The 16,620-nt window shown below is 71.6% G+C and carries 17 protein-coding genes; 7 read left to right on the forward strand and 10 right to left on the reverse strand.

The window, feature by feature from the left end:
* Window positions 1-70 precede the first annotated feature (70 nt).
* The gene (locus tag AC1DY2_RS00095) at window positions 71-1,093 is read left to right on the forward strand and encodes a PHP domain-containing protein (RefSeq protein WP_476760551.1); all 1,023 of its coding nucleotides are present in this window, start codon (window positions 71-73) and stop codon (window positions 1,091-1,093) included.
* Between the two features lie 9 nt (window positions 1,094-1,102).
* On the opposite strand, the gene AC1DY2_RS00100 is transcribed toward AC1DY2_RS00095, so the two are convergent.
* The gene (locus tag AC1DY2_RS00100; RefSeq protein WP_476760552.1) at window positions 1,103-1,315 is read right to left on the reverse strand and encodes a hypothetical protein; all 213 of its coding nucleotides are present in this window, start codon (window positions 1,313-1,315) and stop codon (window positions 1,103-1,105) included.
* A gap of 51 nt (window positions 1,316-1,366) precedes the next feature.
* Window positions 1,367-1,831: a DUF7882 family protein gene (locus AC1DY2_RS00105; RefSeq protein ID WP_476760574.1), complete on the reverse strand. Its 465-nt coding sequence runs from the start codon at window positions 1,829-1,831 to the stop codon at window positions 1,367-1,369.
* A gap of 269 nt (window positions 1,832-2,100) precedes the next feature.
* Between AC1DY2_RS00105 and AC1DY2_RS00110 the strand changes: the two genes are divergently transcribed.
* On the forward strand, window positions 2,101-3,036 hold the full coding sequence (locus tag AC1DY2_RS00110) for a helix-turn-helix transcriptional regulator (protein WP_476760553.1): 936 nt from the start codon (window positions 2,101-2,103) through the stop codon (window positions 3,034-3,036).
* Window positions 3,037-3,131: 95 nt separating this feature from the next.
* Window positions 3,132-3,920, forward strand: a complete 789-nt coding sequence (locus AC1DY2_RS00115) for a hypothetical protein (protein ID WP_476760554.1) — start codon at window positions 3,132-3,134, stop codon at window positions 3,918-3,920.
* A gap of 14 nt (window positions 3,921-3,934) precedes the next feature.
* On the opposite strand, the gene AC1DY2_RS00120 is transcribed toward AC1DY2_RS00115, so the two are convergent.
* Window positions 3,935-4,450: a GNAT family N-acetyltransferase gene (locus tag AC1DY2_RS00120; RefSeq protein WP_476760555.1), complete on the reverse strand. Its 516-nt coding sequence runs from the start codon at window positions 4,448-4,450 to the stop codon at window positions 3,935-3,937.
* 203 nt (window positions 4,451-4,653) lie between these two features.
* Here AC1DY2_RS00120 and AC1DY2_RS00125 point away from each other — a divergent pair, with 203 nt between their 5' ends.
* Window positions 4,654-6,606: an FAD-binding monooxygenase gene (locus AC1DY2_RS00125; RefSeq protein ID WP_476760556.1), complete on the forward strand. Its 1,953-nt coding sequence runs from the start codon at window positions 4,654-4,656 to the stop codon at window positions 6,604-6,606.
* A 13-nt stretch (window positions 6,607-6,619) separates the two neighbouring features.
* Here the strand turns inward: AC1DY2_RS00125 and AC1DY2_RS00130 are convergent, their stop codons facing one another.
* From AC1DY2_RS00130 to AC1DY2_RS00140, 3 genes are all read right to left on the reverse strand, one after another.
* Window positions 6,620-7,333, reverse strand: coding sequence for an IclR family transcriptional regulator (locus tag AC1DY2_RS00130; RefSeq protein ID WP_476760557.1), 714 nt, complete (start codon window positions 7,331-7,333; stop codon window positions 6,620-6,622).
* A 149-nt stretch (window positions 7,334-7,482) separates the two neighbouring features.
* On the reverse strand, window positions 7,483-8,151 hold the full coding sequence (locus tag AC1DY2_RS00135) for a response regulator (RefSeq protein WP_476760558.1): 669 nt from the start codon (window positions 8,149-8,151) through the stop codon (window positions 7,483-7,485).
* Window positions 8,148-9,818, reverse strand: coding sequence for a sensor histidine kinase (locus AC1DY2_RS00140; protein WP_476760559.1), 1,671 nt, complete (start codon window positions 9,816-9,818; stop codon window positions 8,148-8,150). The genes AC1DY2_RS00135 and AC1DY2_RS00140 overlap by 4 nt, the downstream gene beginning before the upstream one ends.
* 209 nt (window positions 9,819-10,027) lie before the next feature.
* Between AC1DY2_RS00140 and AC1DY2_RS00145 the strand changes: the two genes are divergently transcribed.
* Window positions 10,028-11,533, forward strand: coding sequence for a CitMHS family transporter (locus tag AC1DY2_RS00145; RefSeq protein WP_476760560.1), 1,506 nt, complete (start codon window positions 10,028-10,030; stop codon window positions 11,531-11,533).
* A 6-nt stretch (window positions 11,534-11,539) separates the two neighbouring features.
* Here the strand turns inward: AC1DY2_RS00145 and AC1DY2_RS00150 are convergent, their stop codons facing one another.
* Entirely contained in the window at window positions 11,540-12,985 is a 1,446-nt protein-coding gene (locus AC1DY2_RS00150; protein ID WP_476760561.1) for a DUF1254 domain-containing protein, read from the reverse strand.
* 125 nt (window positions 12,986-13,110) lie between these two features.
* Window positions 13,111-13,710 carry a dihydrofolate reductase family protein gene (locus tag AC1DY2_RS00155; protein ID WP_476760562.1) on the reverse strand — a complete coding sequence of 200 codons (600 nt, stop codon included), beginning with the start codon at window positions 13,708-13,710 and terminating at the stop codon, window positions 13,111-13,113.
* Window positions 13,711-13,801: 91 nt separating this feature from the next.
* Here AC1DY2_RS00155 and AC1DY2_RS00160 point away from each other — a divergent pair, with 91 nt between their 5' ends.
* Both AC1DY2_RS00160 and AC1DY2_RS00165 read left to right on the forward strand, forming a co-directional pair.
* The gene (locus AC1DY2_RS00160) at window positions 13,802-14,344 is read left to right on the forward strand and encodes a winged helix-turn-helix transcriptional regulator (RefSeq protein ID WP_476760563.1); all 543 of its coding nucleotides are present in this window, start codon (window positions 13,802-13,804) and stop codon (window positions 14,342-14,344) included.
* Window positions 14,325-14,900 carry a mismatch-specific DNA-glycosylase gene (locus AC1DY2_RS00165; RefSeq protein WP_476760564.1) on the forward strand — a complete coding sequence of 192 codons (576 nt, stop codon included), beginning with the start codon at window positions 14,325-14,327 and terminating at the stop codon, window positions 14,898-14,900. Before AC1DY2_RS00160 ends, AC1DY2_RS00165 begins: the two co-directional genes overlap by 20 nt.
* 20 nt (window positions 14,901-14,920) lie before the next feature.
* Here the strand turns inward: AC1DY2_RS00165 and AC1DY2_RS00170 are convergent, their stop codons facing one another.
* A complete protein-coding gene (locus AC1DY2_RS00170) occupies window positions 14,921-15,265 on the reverse strand; it encodes a hypothetical protein (protein WP_476760565.1) in 345 nt (114 codons plus the stop codon).
* A gap of 215 nt (window positions 15,266-15,480) precedes the next feature.
* Window positions 15,481-16,473: an ATP-binding cassette domain-containing protein gene (locus AC1DY2_RS00175; RefSeq protein WP_476760575.1), complete on the reverse strand. Its 993-nt coding sequence runs from the start codon at window positions 16,471-16,473 to the stop codon at window positions 15,481-15,483.
* Window positions 16,474-16,620 lie beyond the last annotated feature (147 nt).

Raw genomic sequence — 16,620 nt, forward strand, 5'->3', positions numbered from 1 at the left:
GTCGGCGCGAGGCATCCGGAACCGTCGTCGCAGGGTGTCGCCGCGCACGCCCCCGGGCCAGAATGGGCAGATGGATCCCGTGGCCGCACTCGAGGAGATCGCCTTCCTGCTGGAGCGCGACCGCGCATCGTCGTTCAAGTCCAAGGCGTTCCGGCGGGCGGCCGATGTGATCGGCGCCTACTCCGCCGAGGAGCTCGCCGCCCGGGTGCACGACGGTCGCCTGAAGCGCACGAAGGGCATCGGCGACACCACCTACGCGGTGATCGCCGAGGCCGTCGAGGGCGACGTGCCGTCCTACCTCGCCGACCTCCGCGAGAAGCACGGCCCGGCGGTCCCCGCGGCCGGGCTGCGCGCCCAGCTCAAGGGCGACCTGCACAGCCACACCGAGTGGTCCGACGGCACCACGCCGATCGGCACGATGGCCCGCGCCGCGCAGCTCGTGGGTCTCGAGTACCTCGTGATCAGCGATCACTCGCCGAACCTGACGATCGCCAACGGGCTCAGCGCCGAGCGGCTGGCGCAGCAGCTCGAGGTGCTCGACGAGCTCGACGCGGCGAACGAGGCGAGCGGCGGCATCCGGCTGCTCTCGGGCATCGAGACCGACATCCTGCTCGACGGCACGCTCGACCAGTCGCCCGAGATGCTCGACCGGCTCGACGTGGTGGTCGCGAGCGTGCACTCGAAGCTGCGCACCGAGTCCCGCGAGATGACCCAGCGGATGCTGGGCGCCATCGCCGATCCGCGCATGAACGTGCTGGGCCACTGCACGGGCCGCCTCGTCGAGGGCTCGCGCGGCACGCGGCCGCAGTCGACGTTCGACGCGAAGGCCGTGTTCGCGGCGTGCGCCGAGCACGACGTGGCGGTCGAGATCAACTCCCGGCCCGAGCGTCAGGACCCGCCCGACGACCTGATCCAGCTCGCACTCGAGGCCGGATGCCTCTTCAGCATCGACACCGACGCGCACGCGCCGGGCCACTTCTCGTTCCTCGACCTCGGCGCCGTCCGGGCGGAGGCCAACGGCGTGCCCGCCGAGCGCATCGTCACGACGTGGCCGGCCGATCGCCTGCTGGAGTGGGCGGCGGCGAAGCGCTAGGGCGTCCTGCTAGGGGCGCCTGACGGCGTCCACCACGGCGTCGATGGTCGCGTCGTCGACCGGCAGGCCCGCCTCGGCCAGGCGCTGCCTCGCCATCGAGCGCAGGTCGTCGACGTGGCCGAGCTGGTCGTCGCCCCGCATCTGCTGCGCGACCCCGTCGATCTTCTCGTCGCTGGTGGCCTCGTCGTGGCCGTCTTCGATGGGTGCGTCCTGGGTGTCCATGCCTGCAGCGTGACATGGGCGGGCGCTCGCCGCCGCCCCTTGACAGCGGTCTCACACGTCAGGGAGCTCTGGAGTCAGCGGTGCCGACACGGGAACGCGTTCCGGTCGCGTCGGCTTCCGCGCCGTCGGCGCCGGCGTCGGCACCGGTGGGGTCGGTGTCGGCGTCGGTGTCGGCTCCAGTGGGACGGCCTTCGAGGGCGTGCGCGGCTGGATGGGCTGGTCGATCCGAGTCGTCGGAGCGGGCTCGGGCATGACCATGAGCCCCGCGTTCGAGTTGGCTGAGCCCGCGAGCAGTTCGAGCCACTCGCGGTTGAGCAGCGGATGCCGGTTGCCCGAGTAGACGAACTCCAGCCCGATGGCCGGGCCGATCCAGCACACCGAATCGTGGCCGCCCTCATCACGCCAGGTGAAGGTGAACGACTCGCGGCGACGAAGCTTGTTGATGATGACGACCTGGAGGTGCGCGAGGATGCGGTCGTCGATCATGAGGGTCGTGGTGCTGTGGTAGACCAGCATGCCCAAGGGGGCCTCCGAACTCGTTCTGCCTCCGTGTCGTCGGGTCGCCGACGCGGATGCGGTGCGGGTCGCTCGTGCAACGGTTCCCCCCGACCGTCGGTTCGGCCCGACCACGCGTCCAAGGTACGATCTGTGAGACTGAGGATCCCTCGGCACAGGCTCGCTGTTCCGTGTTCGGACGTGGTTGTACCGATTGCGGACGATCGGCGTCGACGGAGTCATGTCCGGTCGTCCGAATGGGACCGGCCGGGTGGGGAGGAGGACCGCGCGTGGTCGCACTGGAGCACCAGTCCCGGTCGTTCGACGACCTCGACTCCGCGCATGACTGGTTCGCTGCGTACTTCCCCGAGCGCCGGTTCGGGGTGGACGACGCCGGGCGATTCCACGTGCGGGTCCGCTTGTCGACGGCCGGCCGGTTCTCCTTCATCGACTCGGCATGGACGGCCCCGGGAACGGCGACCGGCGGCACCGAGGACCTGACCGTGATCAGCGGTGAGGGTCGCGACTACCACCTGACGCACGGCCCGACCGACCTCGACCCCTGCCAGCCGCTGCTGGCGCCGGTGGAGGGCCTCTCCGTGCGATGGGACGAGCGGCGCAGCTCCGTGGTCGCGCTGGAGTTCGCCGCGGTCGAGCGGATCGCCCGCGTCGCGACCGGGAACGACGGGCTCCGCCTGCGGCGCACCGGCCTCGTGGCCAACTCGCCCGAGACCCTCGAGGAGTGGTCGACGGTGCTCGGCGCCGTCCGGTCGTCGCTCGACCGCGAGCCCGACCTCCTCGATGCGCCGCTGGTCGCGAACGCGACGTTCCACCGCCTGGCCACCGCGTTCCTCCACGCGTTCCCCACGAACTGGCTCGACTCGGCCGACGCGGGCAGGGGTGGCTCCGCGGTGGTGCGTCGAGCGGTCGAGTACATGCACGCGCACGCCGGTGAGCCCATCACGATCACGGATGTCGCGAGCGCGGTGTTCATCTCCACCCGCGGCCTGCACTTCGCCTTCACGCGGGAACTGGGGGAGTCGCCGGCCCAGGTGCTGCGGCGGATCCGGCTGGAGGGCGCGCGCGCGGACCTCCGCGCGGCCGGGCCCGATGCGACGGTCGCGAAGGTCGCCCGGGCGTGGGGGTTCGCGCATCACCAGCGGTTCGCCGACTCCTACCGGCGGGCATTCGGCGAGCGTCCCTCCGAGACCCTGCGCTCCCGCTGACGCGCTTCGGCGGGCTGACCAACCGGCGTCCAGCCCCTTGCCGCCCGACCGATGCGGATGCATGCTTGGCTCCGAAGCCGTGAAGGGGGCCGGGCGTGAACGCCACCGAGCGCCGCATCCGCGAGTTGCAGCGGATCGCCTACGGCGCGGATGCCACGGACGAGGAGCGGGCCGAGGCCATGGCGGAGCTCGAGGACCTGTCCCGGCGCGTCGAGCCGGTCGAGCGCGTCGAACCGGTCGAACGCGTCGAACCGGTCGAGCCCGGCCAGCCGATCGAGGCCGCGGAGGCGGTCGAACCCGGCGATCGGGGCGTGACGACGACGGATGCCGCGCCGGCGGGCGGTGGCCCCCCGCCCGCCCGCCCGACGACGGCGCCGACGGCGGATGGCGCGCGACGCCGACTCGTGCGCTGGACGGCGGTCGCGGCATCCGTCGGGCTGCTCGTGGGAGGGGCGCTCGGCTGGTCGACCGCGCAGCGGGTCCCCGCCACGTCGAGTTCGTCGTCGCGGTTCGGCATCGTGTCGACGCCCGAGCCGGGAGTTCCCGTCGAGGACACGAGGATCCCGCAGTTGTTCGATCGCCTTCCGGTCGCCGACGAGGCCGCTCGCATCGCGGGGATCGACGACTCGGTCGACCCGGCGTCGGTTCGGCTGGTCGCCTCGCGCACCGACGGTCCGTCGGCCTTCGTCGTGCGCGCGTTCGACGGCGCCGACGTCTGCCTCGTGCTTGCGTTTCCGACGGGGCCGTTCCGGCGGGAATGCACGACCCAGGGCATCTTCCCGCTCGACGGGCTCAGCGTGGAGTACGGCCCCGACGGCTACGGGCTCGCGGTGGCCCGGCTGAGCACGGCGGGCACCGTCTCGCTCGGCCTCATCGTGCCCTGACGGGTGGCCTGCCGCTACTCGTGGGCGTCCTCGTCCTCGTACGCCTCGAACGCGTCGGCGAACCGCAGTTCGCCGTGCACCGGCTCGCCCTCGAGCACAACGCGCTGCACGAGCCCCTCGCCGAGTCCGCGGTAGGTGAGGCCGTCGTCGCCGACGAAGCCCATCGGGGCGTAGACCGCGGGGTTGCCGATCAGCGCGCATCCGCGCGCGCCCCGTTCGCGGAGCTCGTCGAGGCCGGCCGCGACGAGCCGGCTGCCGATGCCCTGACGCTGGCGGCCGGGGTGCACGGAGATCGGGCCGAGGCCGTACCACCCCACGTCGGCCCCGCCGACGGTGACCGGCGAGAACGCCACGTGGCCGACGACCTCGCCGTCCTCCTCGTCGACGAGCGAGACCGTGAGCTCGCCCGCTGCGCGCAGGGCGCGGATGATGGGCGCCTCGGTCCCGTCGCTGAACGGCATCGGGTCGAAGGCGATGACGGTGAGCTCGTGGATGGCGTCGGCGTCGTCGGGGCGCTCGGGTCGGATCACCGCAGCAGTGTATGCGGGCGGGCGGCCCGGCGCACAGCCGGACGGACCTGCGAGGCATCGCGGCGTCTGCGGACCCGGCTTGCCACCCCGCACCGGCCCGCCTACCATCGTGTATGCGCGATATGTGAATTGCGAGTTCGATTATCGAACACGCATCGGCCGTGATCGGTCGAGACCACCGCACGATGATGTGAGGAGAACCCGTGCAGTTCCACCACCACGGCTACGTGTCGGGCGACCCGCGGGTGCTGCCCGCCGCCGGCGTCGGCCTCGACCGACCCGCCGAGCTGCCCGACGAGGTCGACGTGCTCATCGTCGGCGCCGGCCCGGCGGGCATGATCGCCGCCGCGCAGCTCGCGATGTTCCCGAATGTCACGACGCGCATCGTCGACCGGCGCCCCGGGCGGCTCGAGATCGGCCAGGCCGACGGCATCCAGGCGCGCAGCGTCGAGACGTTCCAGGCCTTCGGCTTCGCCGAGCGCATCGTCGCCGAGGCGTACTGGCAGACCGAGATGGTCTTCTGGAAGCCCGACCCGGCCGACCCGTCCCGCATCGTGCGGGCCAAGCGCACGCCCGACGACCCGGCCGGCGTCAGCGAGTTCCCGCACCTGCTCGTCAACCAGGCGCGCGTGCTCGACTACTTCGCGGAGTTCGCCGCCAACGCCCCGACGCGCCTGGCCCCCGACTTCGGCTACGAGTTCGAGGGCCTCGAGGTCGCCCATGGCGAGCAGGGCGGCGCGCCGGACGACGCGCAGGACGCCGAGCCGCACGGCGCGCACCCGGTCACGGTCACGCTCCGTCACACGTCGGGCGAGCACGAGGGCGAGCGGCGCATCGTGCGGGCGAAGTACGTGATGGGCGCCGACGGCGCGCGCAGCCGCGTGCGCGCCGCGATCGGATGCCACATGGCCGGCGACCAGGCCAACCACGCGTGGGGCGTGATGGACGTGCTCGCGGTCACCGACTTCCCCGACATCCGCACGAAGTGCTCGATCCAGTCGGAGGCGGGCTCGATCCTCCTCATCCCGCGCGAGGGCGGTTACCTCTTCCGCATGTACGTCGACCTCGGCGAGGTGCCGGCCGACGACCACCACCACGTGCGCCAGACCGGCATCGAGCAGGTCATCGCCCGGGCGAACGAGATCCTGCACCCCTACACGCTCGACGTGCGGCACGTGGCGTGGCACAGCGTCTACGAGGTCGGGCACCGCCTCACCGACCGGTTCGACGACGTGCCGACGGATGCCGCGGGCTCGCGCACCGCGCGGGTCTTCATCGCCGGCGACGCCTGCCACACCCACAGCGCCAAGGCCGGCCAGGGCATGAACGTCTCGATCCAGGACGGCTGGAACCTCGGCTGGAAGCTCGGACACGTGCTCGAGGGGCGCGCCCCCGAAGCCCTGCTCGCCACGTACTCGGCCGAACGGCAGGTCGTCGCGCAGAACCTCATCGACTTCGACAAGCAGTGGTCGACGATGATGGCGAAGAAGCCCGAGGAGTTCGCCTCGCCGTCGGAGCTCGAGGAGTTCTACGCGCAGACGTTCGAGTTCCCCGCGGGCTTCATGACCCAGTACGCGCCGTCGCTCGTCGTCGCCGAGGCCTCGCACCAGGCGCTCGCCGAGGGCTTCCCGATCGGCAAGCGGTTCAGGTCGGCGCCGGTCGTTCGGGTGTGCGACGCGAACCCGGTGCACCTCGGCCACCACGCGACCGCCGACGGGCGGTGGCGCATCTACGTCTTCGCCGATGCCGCACGCGCCGGCGCCGCATCCGGAGTCGCGACCCTCGCCGAGTGGCTCGACACCGCGGCGGACTCGCCGTTGGCGGCGACCCCCGACGGCGCCGACCGCGACGCCTGGTTCGACGTCAAGGTGGTTCACCAGCAGCCGTACACCGAGGTGGACCTCGGGGCCGTGCCCGGGGCGTTCCTGCCGCGCTCGGGCCCGTTCGAGCTCGTCGACTACGAAAAGGTGTACGCGGCCGACCCCGAACACGACATCTTCGAGGAGCGCACGCTCGATCGGGGCGGCGTCATCATCGTCGTGCGTCCCGACCAGTACGTGGCGAACGTGCTGCCGCTGAGTGCGACCGACGAGCTCGCGGCGTTCTTCGCGCCCATCCTGCGGGCGGACCGGCCGGTGACGGCGTCAGGGGTGTGAGGGCGCCGACGGGTCAGGCGGCGCCGAGCGCACCGCGGATCGACCGCGAGGCCTCGCCCAGCCGCGCCGCGATCTCGGCGTCGGTTCGCGCGCTCGACACGTAGACCACGGCCAGGGCGGCCGGCTGGCCGCTCGGCAGCACGAGCGGCACGGCGGTCGATCGGAGTCCGGGGATGACCTCGTCGTGGCTCGTCGCGTAGCCGCGCACCCGGGCTTCGTCGAGCTCGGCCCGCCGCGAGGCATCCGCGTCGCTCGGCCAGTCGGCGTTCGGCAGGCCGGCGAGGATGACCTTGCCGGGTGCGCCGATGCCGATCGCATGTCGCGTGCCCGGCCGCTGTGCGACCGATGCGATCGCATGCCGCGGTTCGATGCTCGTCAGCGTGACGATCTCGTCGCCGTCGAGTACGGCGAGGAAGCACGTCATGCCGAGCTCGTTCGCCGCGCTCGTGAGCTCGGGCAGCGCCTCCGCCTGCAGGTCGTGGGCGACCCCTGCCGCGAGCGCCGCGAGGCGGGCGCCGAGCACGATGCGGCCGCGGGCGTCACGGACGGTGAGCCGGTGGTGCTCGAGGGTGCGCAGCAGGCGGTAGGCGACCGAGCGGTGCACCCCCAGGCGGCTCGCGAGCTCGTCGATCGTGAGCGGCTCGCGCGCGTCGGCGAGGATCTCGAGCACACGGATGCCGCGGGACAGCGTCTGCGACTGCGGCGCGGCAGCGGTCTCGTCGGCCATGTCGGTCTCCTCGAGCGTCGGTCAGGTGAGCGGCGGCGTCCCGCTCGATCACAGTATGAACGATGTGTTCGATGATCGAACGATGGTGCCGACGACGAAGCCCGCATCGACGTCCATGCCCGAGTCCGACGTCCCGTGCGGGCCCGGGATCAGCCGGCCGGGCCGGAGCCGGAGCGACGCCGGTAGCGGTGCTCGGGACGTCCCGTAGTGCCGTAGCGGAGCGAGACCTCGACGAGCCCGCGGTCGACGAGCGCCGAGAGGTGGCGCTGGGCGGTCGCCCGCGAGATGCCCGCGCGTTCGGCGGCCTCTGCGGCAGAGCACTCGCCATCGCCGAGCCGCTCGAGGAGCAGCTGCTCGGTGGGGGATCGCGACGCGGTCGGCGAGGCGCTGCCGTGCAGGATGCGGACGGCCCGGTCCACGGCCTCCTGGTCGAGCGTCCGGTCGGCGCCGAGCACGTTGCGGAAGCGCACGAACGCGTCGATGCGTTCCGCCAGGAGTGCTGGCGGGAACGGCTTGATCAGCACGGCGTGGGCGCCGGCCCGCAGCGCGCGGCGCACCGTCGCGGCATCCGACGCCGCCGTGATGACGAACGCATCGACGTCGAGCTCCCGGACGAGCGAGATGCCGTCGCCGTCGGGCAGGTAGACGTCGGCGAGCAGGAGGTCGGGGGCATGGTCGCGCACCGCCGCGCGTGCGGCGGCCGCGGTGTACACGGGGTCGAGCACCTGCACGCCCGATCGGCCGGCGACGATCTCGCGGTGGAGCCCGGCCACCCGGAAGTCATCGTCGACGATGAGCACGCGCACGGGTTCGGTCACGCTTCCTCCCGAGGGGACATCACGCCGGGCAGGCGCGCGCAGAAGACGGCTCCGCCCTGCCCGCCGCCGGCGTCGGCCAGCCACACGTCCCCGCCGCGCCGGCGTGCGAGGTCGCGGATGAGCGGCAAGCCGATGCCGTGGCCGTGCACCGCGTCAGCCGGTGCCCGGCCCGCCCCAGCCCCCGCCTGCGCCCCGGCCACCGTTGCGTCGTCGCCCCCCGAGAACAGCCGTGCCGGGTCGGCCACCCCGGCCCCCGAGTCGGCGACGGTGATCGCCAGCACGTCGGCGTCGTCGAGCAGCTCGACCTCCACCTGCCTCGGAGTGCGCTCGGCGGAGAGCGCGGCCCGCACCGCGTTGTCGATGAGGTTCCCGAGCACCGCGCCGACATCCTCGGGCGCCGAGAGCGTGCCGCGTACGAAGGAGCCCTCGGCGACCGTCACCTGCACGCCCCGCTCGGCCGCCTCGATCGCCTTCGCCCCCACGATGGCCTGCAGCAGGGGTTCCTCGATGCGCTCGAGCCGGCCGCCGGGGGCCGCGATCGGGCCGCGGCCGCGGAGCTCGTCGAGGAACGAGCGCGCCTCATCGACCCGGCCGGCGTCGATGAGGCCCGCCGCGACGTGCACCCGGTTCGCGAACTCGTGCCGCTGGGCTCGCAGGGCGTTCGTCATCGAGCCCACGGCGTCGAGGCGTTCCGACAGCGCCATCAGGTCGGTGCGGTCGCGGAGCACGAACACCACGCCGAGGTCCCGGCCGAGCCGGCGCACCGGGCGACGGTCGACGTAGAGGATGCGTTCCCCCGACGGGAAGGCCGAGGTCGGGTCGGGCGGAGGTGCCGCGGGATCGAGCGCGGCGGCGAGCGCCGGCGCGAGGCCCAGCGCGTCGACCCGGGCGCCCACCGGATCGTTGAGCCCGAGCATCCGCTCGGCGACCGCGTTGCACACCCGGATGATCCCGTCGGGTGCGACGGCCACCACGCCGTCGCCCACGCCGTCGAGCACGGCCGCCTGCTGCTGCACGAGCGCGGTGAGCTCCTCGGGCTGGAGGCCGAGCGTCAGTCGCTCGAGCCGGCGCCGCAGCAGTACCGCGACGAGCACGCCGATCGAGAGTGCGGCCAGGGCGGCGACGGCGACGCCCGCGAGCAGGGTGGGCAGGTCGTCGAAGACGCTCGCGGGCGCGAAGCCCACGCTGACCTCGCCCACGGGCCGCGCCGTGCCGGGCGCGTAGACGGGCACCTTCGCCCGAGCCGACTCGCCGAGCGTGCCGCGCTCCCACGACACGGTCTCCTCGCCGGCCAGCGCCGCGGCGAAGCTCGTGCTGACCTCCTCGCCGATGCGGTCGGGGTCGGGGTGCGCGAGCCGGATTCCGCGGTCGTCGGTCACGACCACGAACAGCGCGCCCGTGCGCGCCTGCACGGCCCCCGCCGCCGCGGCGACCGGCCCGCCCCGCAGCTCGTCGACCGCGGGAGCCGCGGCCCGTGCGGAGTAGCCGGCGACGGCAGCCCGCAGGTCCGGATCCTCCGAGAGGGTGCGGGCGATGCTCAGCGCCTCGCCCTCGGTCTGCGTGCGCAGCTGCTGCACGCCGAGCCACGCGAAGACCGCCAGGCACACCGCGACGACCGCCACGACGCATCCGAGCACCAGCAGCAGCATCGAGTCGGCGAACCGCACGTCGACCTCCGTCGGTCACCCCGCGGTGTTCGCGGGTCTGCCCCAACGCTACGCCCGGATGCCGCGTCTCCTTCGGCCGCGACCCGCCGCGCACAATGCGCAGAACCCGGTCAATGCGCACAACGGCGGGCAATGCGCGATACCCGCCGCACGGGGCATCCGGTGCGTAGCGTGCCCGTACCCGTAACCAGCCCGACAAAGGAGTCGACATGCTCGTCATACTCGGATTCGCCATGATCCTCGCCTTCATGGCGCTGATCATGACCAAGCGGCTCACGCCCATGGTCGCCCTCATCGTCGTTCCCACGATCTTCGGCCTGTTCGCCGGCGCGGGGCTCGGCATCGGCGACATGGTGCTCGAGTCCATCGGCGCCCTCGCGCCCACCGCGGCGCTGCTGATGTTCGCCATCATGTTCTTCGGCATCATGATCGACGTCGGCCTGTTCGATCCGCTCATCCGCTTCATCACGAGGCTGCTCGGCAACGACCCGGCGAAGGTCGTGCTCGGCACGGCGCTGCTGGCGGGGGCGGTCTCGCTCGACGGCGACGGCTCGACGACGTTCATCATCACGACCTCGGCGATGCTGCCGATCTACCTGCGCCTCGGCATGAGCCCGGTGGTGCTCACCTGCGTGGCCGGCCTCATGAACGGCACGCTCAACATCCTCCCGTGGGGCGGTCCCACCGTGCGGGCCGCGTCGGCGCTGCAGGTCTCGCCGACCGACATCTTCGTGCCCATGCTGCCCTCACTCGCAGTCGGCCTGGCCGTCTCGCTCGCGTTCGCCTGGATGCTCGGCCTCGGCGAGCGCAAGCGGCTCGGCACCCTCGCCGCGGGCGACCTCATGGTCAGCGAGTGGGCGGGGGAGCGGGCGACGGATGCCGCGTCCGGGCTTCGCGGCGCCGCCGGCGGCATCCGGAACCGACTGGGTCTCCTGCGCGGGGCGCAGGCGTCGGTCGGGGCCCGGGCGACCCTGTCGACGACGAACGTGATGACGATCAACCCGGTGGGCGGATCGACCGGGACGATGACCGTCGGCGAGGACGAGCGCGACACCGTCATGGCCGACACGGTGCTCGACCCCGCCCGTGCGACCCTGCGGCCGAAGCTGATCTGGTTCAACCTGGCGCTGACGCTCGCGGTGATGGTGCTGCTCGTCATCGACGTCGTGCCGCTGCCGTTCGTCTTCATGATCGGCGCCGCCGTGGCGCTCATCGTGAACTTCCCGAAGGTGCGGGCGCAGGCCGACGAGATCGTCGCGCACGCACCGAGCATCGTCGGCGTCGTCTCGATGGTGCTCGCCGCCGGGGTGCTCGTCGGCGTGCTCAACGGCACGGGCATGGTGACCGCGATGGCCGACTGGGTCGTCGACGTCGTGCCCCAGGCGCTCGGGCCGTACCTCGCCGTCATCACCGGCATCCTCTCGATCCCGATGACGTTCTTCATGTCGAACGACGCGTTCTACTTCGGCATCCTGCCGATCCTGTCCGAGAGCGCGGCGACCTACGGCATCGACCCCGTCGAGATGGCCCGCGCGTCGATCACCGGCCAGCCGGTGCACCTGCAGAGCCCCCTCGTGCCGGCGATCCTCCTGCTCGTGTCGCTCGCGGGCGTGAACCTCGGCGACCACCACAAGAAGGTGCTGTGGCGAGCCGTCATCGTCTCGCTGGTGATGCTGACGGTCGGGGTGGTCGTCGGGGCGATCCCGTTCGGATGACGCGGGTCAGTCGCGCTCGCGGACGATCTCGGGCAGCTGCCAGGTGAGGTCGAACCACGGCTCGAGCGGGCCGTAGAGGCGCAGCACCGGCCACCAGGACTTGCCGGGGAGGGTGGGGATCCAGTTGGACTCCCTGCCCTCCGGCGCGGTGGGGCCGAACCACAGGACGCACGAACCGTCGTCCTCCACCTCGAGGTCGCCGGTGAGGCTCGACACCGCCGGGTAGGCGGTGGACTGCAGCAGTGACCGGGTCTGCGTGTCGTACACGTCGACCGACCAGAAGTTCTTCGCAGGGGGGTTCGCGGGAACCCTGAGCGAGTAGGTGGCGGCTCCGTCGAGGAGCGCGCCGTCCGCGTCCTCGGCGGTGTAGAGGTACGCGGAGCCGGCTCCGACCTGCGCGTGGGCCATCGCCGGCGTGATCACCGTCGCCGCGTAGTGGAACAGGGTACGGGCGTCGAGATTCCGGGCGCCGTCGGTGAGGAACTCGTAGCTGCCGCCGATGAACGGGTTCTTCCACGAGCGCCCCTTCCAGCGGTATGCCTCGGGGTCGCGGGTCTTGTAGAGGATCGCGCGCGACATCGCCGCCCCGATGCGCGCCGCCTCGTCGAGGATGCCGCGCAGGCGGTCGTCGGGTGCGAACGGCCGGCCGTGGGCGATGCCGATGGACGCGAGGGTGCCGGCCCGCTCGGGGTCGAGCGCCGCCGTCGGTTCCTCGGCGACGAGCTCCGCGATCTCCTCGAAGAAGGAGACGTCGTTCGCGTGGACGGTGTTGAACACCTCGTCGGCGATGTTCACGAACGTGTTCTCGGGTGCGGCGTCGGCGTCGGCCAGTCGATAGATCCTGGACTGCTTGATGGAGGGCACTCCGCCGAGCGCTCGGAGCACGATCCAGTTCGTGTACGTCGGGCTCTCGTAGGTGAAGTAGCCGTCGGGACGCTCGCCGTCGTAGCCCGGTGGCAGGAACAGGTACTTCCCGCCCGCTCCCTGGTCGGGACCCGGGATGCCCATGTCCGCGACGTAGCGGAACCAGAAGTCGTCGACGACACAGAGCGACTGTGCGGGCACCTCGACGACGGTGGGTCCCCACGCCCGCAGGTCGAGGAAGGTGGTGCCGTAGGTGGTCTCGGTGTTCGGTGTGAGGAAGATGGCCCCCGAATTCGCTCGCGGATCGGTGTAGCCGATCGTGTCGGGCGAGTCGACGCCCGCGTTGCGCAGGCCTCGCCGCATCGCGACGAGGGACGCGCCGGGCACCGCCGTCAGGAACGCGTCGATGCCGCGCACGAGGTCGAGCCCGTCGAAGATCGACTGGACCGACTCGGCCTTGGGCACCCCGTCGAAGAACTCGAGGTCTCCGAAGGGCGTGGCCAGCCGGTCGGGCGTCGAGACATGCGCCACCTCCTCGGCCAGCTGCTCCGCCGTCGTCTCCACGCTGTCGGTTCGTTCGATCGCCACGCTCATCCCCTCGTCGGTCGACCATCCCCTCGTCGGTCGACACCTCGAGGTTGCGTCATGGCGCCCGCGGCGGCATCATCCACATGACGTGATTGCCCGGCTGGGATGAGCGTGCGACAATCCGCCTACGGTCGCGCGGCTCGATAGGTGAGGTGGGTCACGCGTGACGCCGGCCGCACGGACACCAGCTCGAGCTGCTGCGCGGGCACGCCGTCGAGGACGCGCTCGCCGGCGCCGAGGATGCAGGGCGTCACGTGCAGCCGAAGCTCGTCGAGGAGCCCGGCCGCCAGGTACTGGTTCACCGTCGATGCGCCGCCGGCGATCGAGATGTCGCGGTCGCCGGCCGCGTCGCGCGCCTGCTCCATGGCCGACTCGATGCCGTCGGTGACGAAGTGGAAGGTGGTGCCGCCCTCCATCTCGATCGGGTCGTGCCCGAAGTGGGTCAGCACGAAGACCGGCCCGTGGTACGGCGGGTTCGGGCCCCACCAGCCCCGCCAGTCGCGGTCCCACTCGCCGCGCACCGGTCCGAACATGTTGCGGCCCATGATGGTCGCGCCCGAGTCGACGATCGCGTCGATCTCCGCCCGGTTCTCGTCGGGCGTCTCGAACATCCACCCGTGCAGCCAGTTCTCGTCGATCTCGCCGAGCGGCTTCTCCTCGCGCTGGTTCACGCCCGCGGCGAAGCCGTCGAGCGAGACGGCGATGTCGCTGTACACCTTGCCCACGATCGAACTCCTCAACTGGTTGTGATCTGCAATTGGTTGGCAGGCTACCGCAGACCAGTTGTAGACTGCAAGCGGAAATCGGAGGTCGAACATGGAACAGCGGTCGGGATGTCCGATCAACCTGTCGCTCGAGGTGTTCGGCGACAAGTGGTCGCTCATCGTCATCCGCGACATGATGTTCGGCAACCGGCGGCACTTCAACGAACTGCTCGCCGAATCCGACGAGGGCATCGCGTCGAACATCCTCGCCGACCGGCTTCGCCGTCTCACCGAGCTCGGCATGGTCACCCGTGCGCCCGACCCGAGCCACAAGCAGAAGGTCGTCTACAGCCTGACCGAGCCGGCCATCCAGCTCGTGCCCGTGCTGGCGCAGCTCGGGGCCTGGGGGCGCCGTCACCTGCCGGCGAGCCGTGAGCTCTCCGTGCGCGCCGAACTGCTCGAGCGCGGCGGCTCCGAGTTCTGGGATCGGTTCATGGACGAGCTCCGCGAGCAGCACCTCGGCGTGCCGCGACCGCCGGGCGAGCCGTCGCCGTTCGGGGAACTCCGTGCCGCCTACGAGGCCGAGCTCGCCCGCAACGACAGTGAGACGGACGACAGCCAGATGACGACGCGGCATGCCCTTCAGCCGGGCTGAGCTCGCCGCGTTCACCGGCCGAACGCTTCCCGACCTCATCCCGCAGCCGACGCGGCTCTTGGTCGTCGGCATCAACCCGGGGCTGCTCACCGTGGCGGTGCAGGCGCACTTCGCGCGGCGAGGCAACCGCTTCTGGCCCGCCATGTATCGAGCCGGCGTCATCGATCGGCTCATCGACGCATCGAACGGATTCGATCCCGATGACGTGCGTCATCTCGAGCAACGGGGCATCGGCTTCACCTGCATCGTTCCGCAGGCCACCGCCCGCGCCGCCGAGCTGACGCCATCGCAGCTGCGAGCGGGAGCCGTCGCGCTGCGGGAACGCGTGGCGACCGTGCGACCCCGGGTGGTCGCCGTCCTCGGGATCAGTGCGTACCGGGTGGCGTTCGAGGAACCGCACGCCCGGGTCGGACGGCAGCCGCGCGACTGGGACGACGCCCAGGTGTGGGTCGTGCCGAACCCGAGCGGCCTCAACGCCCACGCCTCGCTCGATGACCTGACGTCGGCCTACCGCGAGGTCGCGATCGCGGCCGGCATCGAGCCGTACCCCGCCTGAATCGGCCCTGCCCGTGGAACCTAGAGCTCGTCCATCCACTCGGGGTCGGACGTGTCGTTCGCGCGTGCCGGGTACGCGTGCTGCGTCAGCTTCGCCGTCTCCGCCTGGAAGTATCCGACCAACTCGTCATCGACGATCTCCTCGCCGTCTGCGGCGCCCTCGGGCGGCTCGACGTCGGCGATCAGCTGGCTGGCGGGACCGATGAGCAGTGTCGACCTGCTGATGGTCCCGTCGGGCGCCAGTGTGGGGATCTCCACGGTCTCGGATTGATTCGCCTTCGCCAAGGCCTTCGCGTACTCCAGTACTGCTCGAGCGATCGCCGAACCAGTGACGACGGAGTCGCCCGCGTAATGTATCCGGTCCATTCATCCATCGTGGTCCGGCGCGACCGTCGCACGACAGGGCTTGACCTCAGCGGGCCGACGCGGCAGGCGCAGCGCGTGCGTGTGCGATCGGATGCCGCGAGCGGGCGACGACACCGGATGCCGCGAGCGGGCGAGACGACCGGATCAGGTCGCGTGTCTCGCCGCGGTGCTCCCGGAGATTGGTGCCTCACGTTCATCAGGAGACGCGCCCACCATCAGTTGTCTCGCTCGCCGCCTTGACGAATCCGCCCGGCTCCGTCGAGCTCGATGACCATGTCGATCCCGAGCCGGTCGAGGAATGACTGGTCGTGGCTGACGATGAGCAAGGCGCCCCGGTAGCCGTCGAGCGCTTCGGCCAGATGTTCCACACTTGCGACGTCGAGGTTGTTCGTCGGCTCGTCGAGGATCAGCAGCTGCGCGGGCGGGTCGGCGAGCAGGAGCCGAGCCAGGGACACGCGGAAGCGCTCACCGCCGGACAGTGTAGCGACCGGACGGTCGACGCCATCGCCGCGCAGCAGGAGCCTTGCCAGTTGGTTGCGGATGGCCCCGGGCGTGCTGCCGGGCGCGACGGTCTTCACGTTCTCCAATGCACTCGCGGTTTCGTCGAGGCTGTCGAGGCGTTGCGGGAGATATCCGACCCGATCGGTGAGCAGCGTTCCGCGCGGTCGCCCGTCGGTCGGTTCGCCGCCGGTGAGCAGCTGACCGATGAGCGTCGACTTGCCGGACCCGTTCGGGCCCACCAGCGCGACGCGTTCGGGGCCCTGGATGACGACCGTGCGGTTCCGGTCGTGGATCTCGGCGATGCGACGGCTGCGGGGCACATCGGAGTCGGGGAGCGTGAGGTGGATGTGCTCCTCGTTGCGGACGCGCGAGTCCGCCGCGTCGACGGCAGCCTGCGCGGCCCGGACCTTGTCGTCGAGGGTCGAGCGCATCGATCCGGCAGCGCCCTGAGCCTTGCTGGCGCGGGCGCCCGCGAGGATCTTCGGGATGCCCCCGTCCTTCTGTGTCTTCTTCGCGGTGCGTTCCCGTCGAGCGAGCTTTGTCTCGGCTTCGACGCGCTGGCGCTTCTCGACCTTCAGCGCTTGCTGCGCGGCCCGCGCCGCCTGCGTCGCGGCATCCTGCTCCTGGTCCCGGTATGCCCGCCAGACGCTGTAGGGGCCGCCGAACACCTCGAGCCGGCCGGCGTGCAATTCCGCGGTGTCGTCCATGTGTTCGAGCAGCTGGAGGTCGTGGCTCACGACCACCAGCGTGCCCGGCCAGGCATCGACGATGCGCGCGAGTTGTGCGCGGGTGGGCCGATCAAGGTTGTTCGTCGGTTCGTCGAGCAGGGTGATCGCGGTGCGCCGGAGGCGCAG

The sequence above is a fragment of the Agromyces sp. P1_H4 genome (assembly GCF_056405255.1).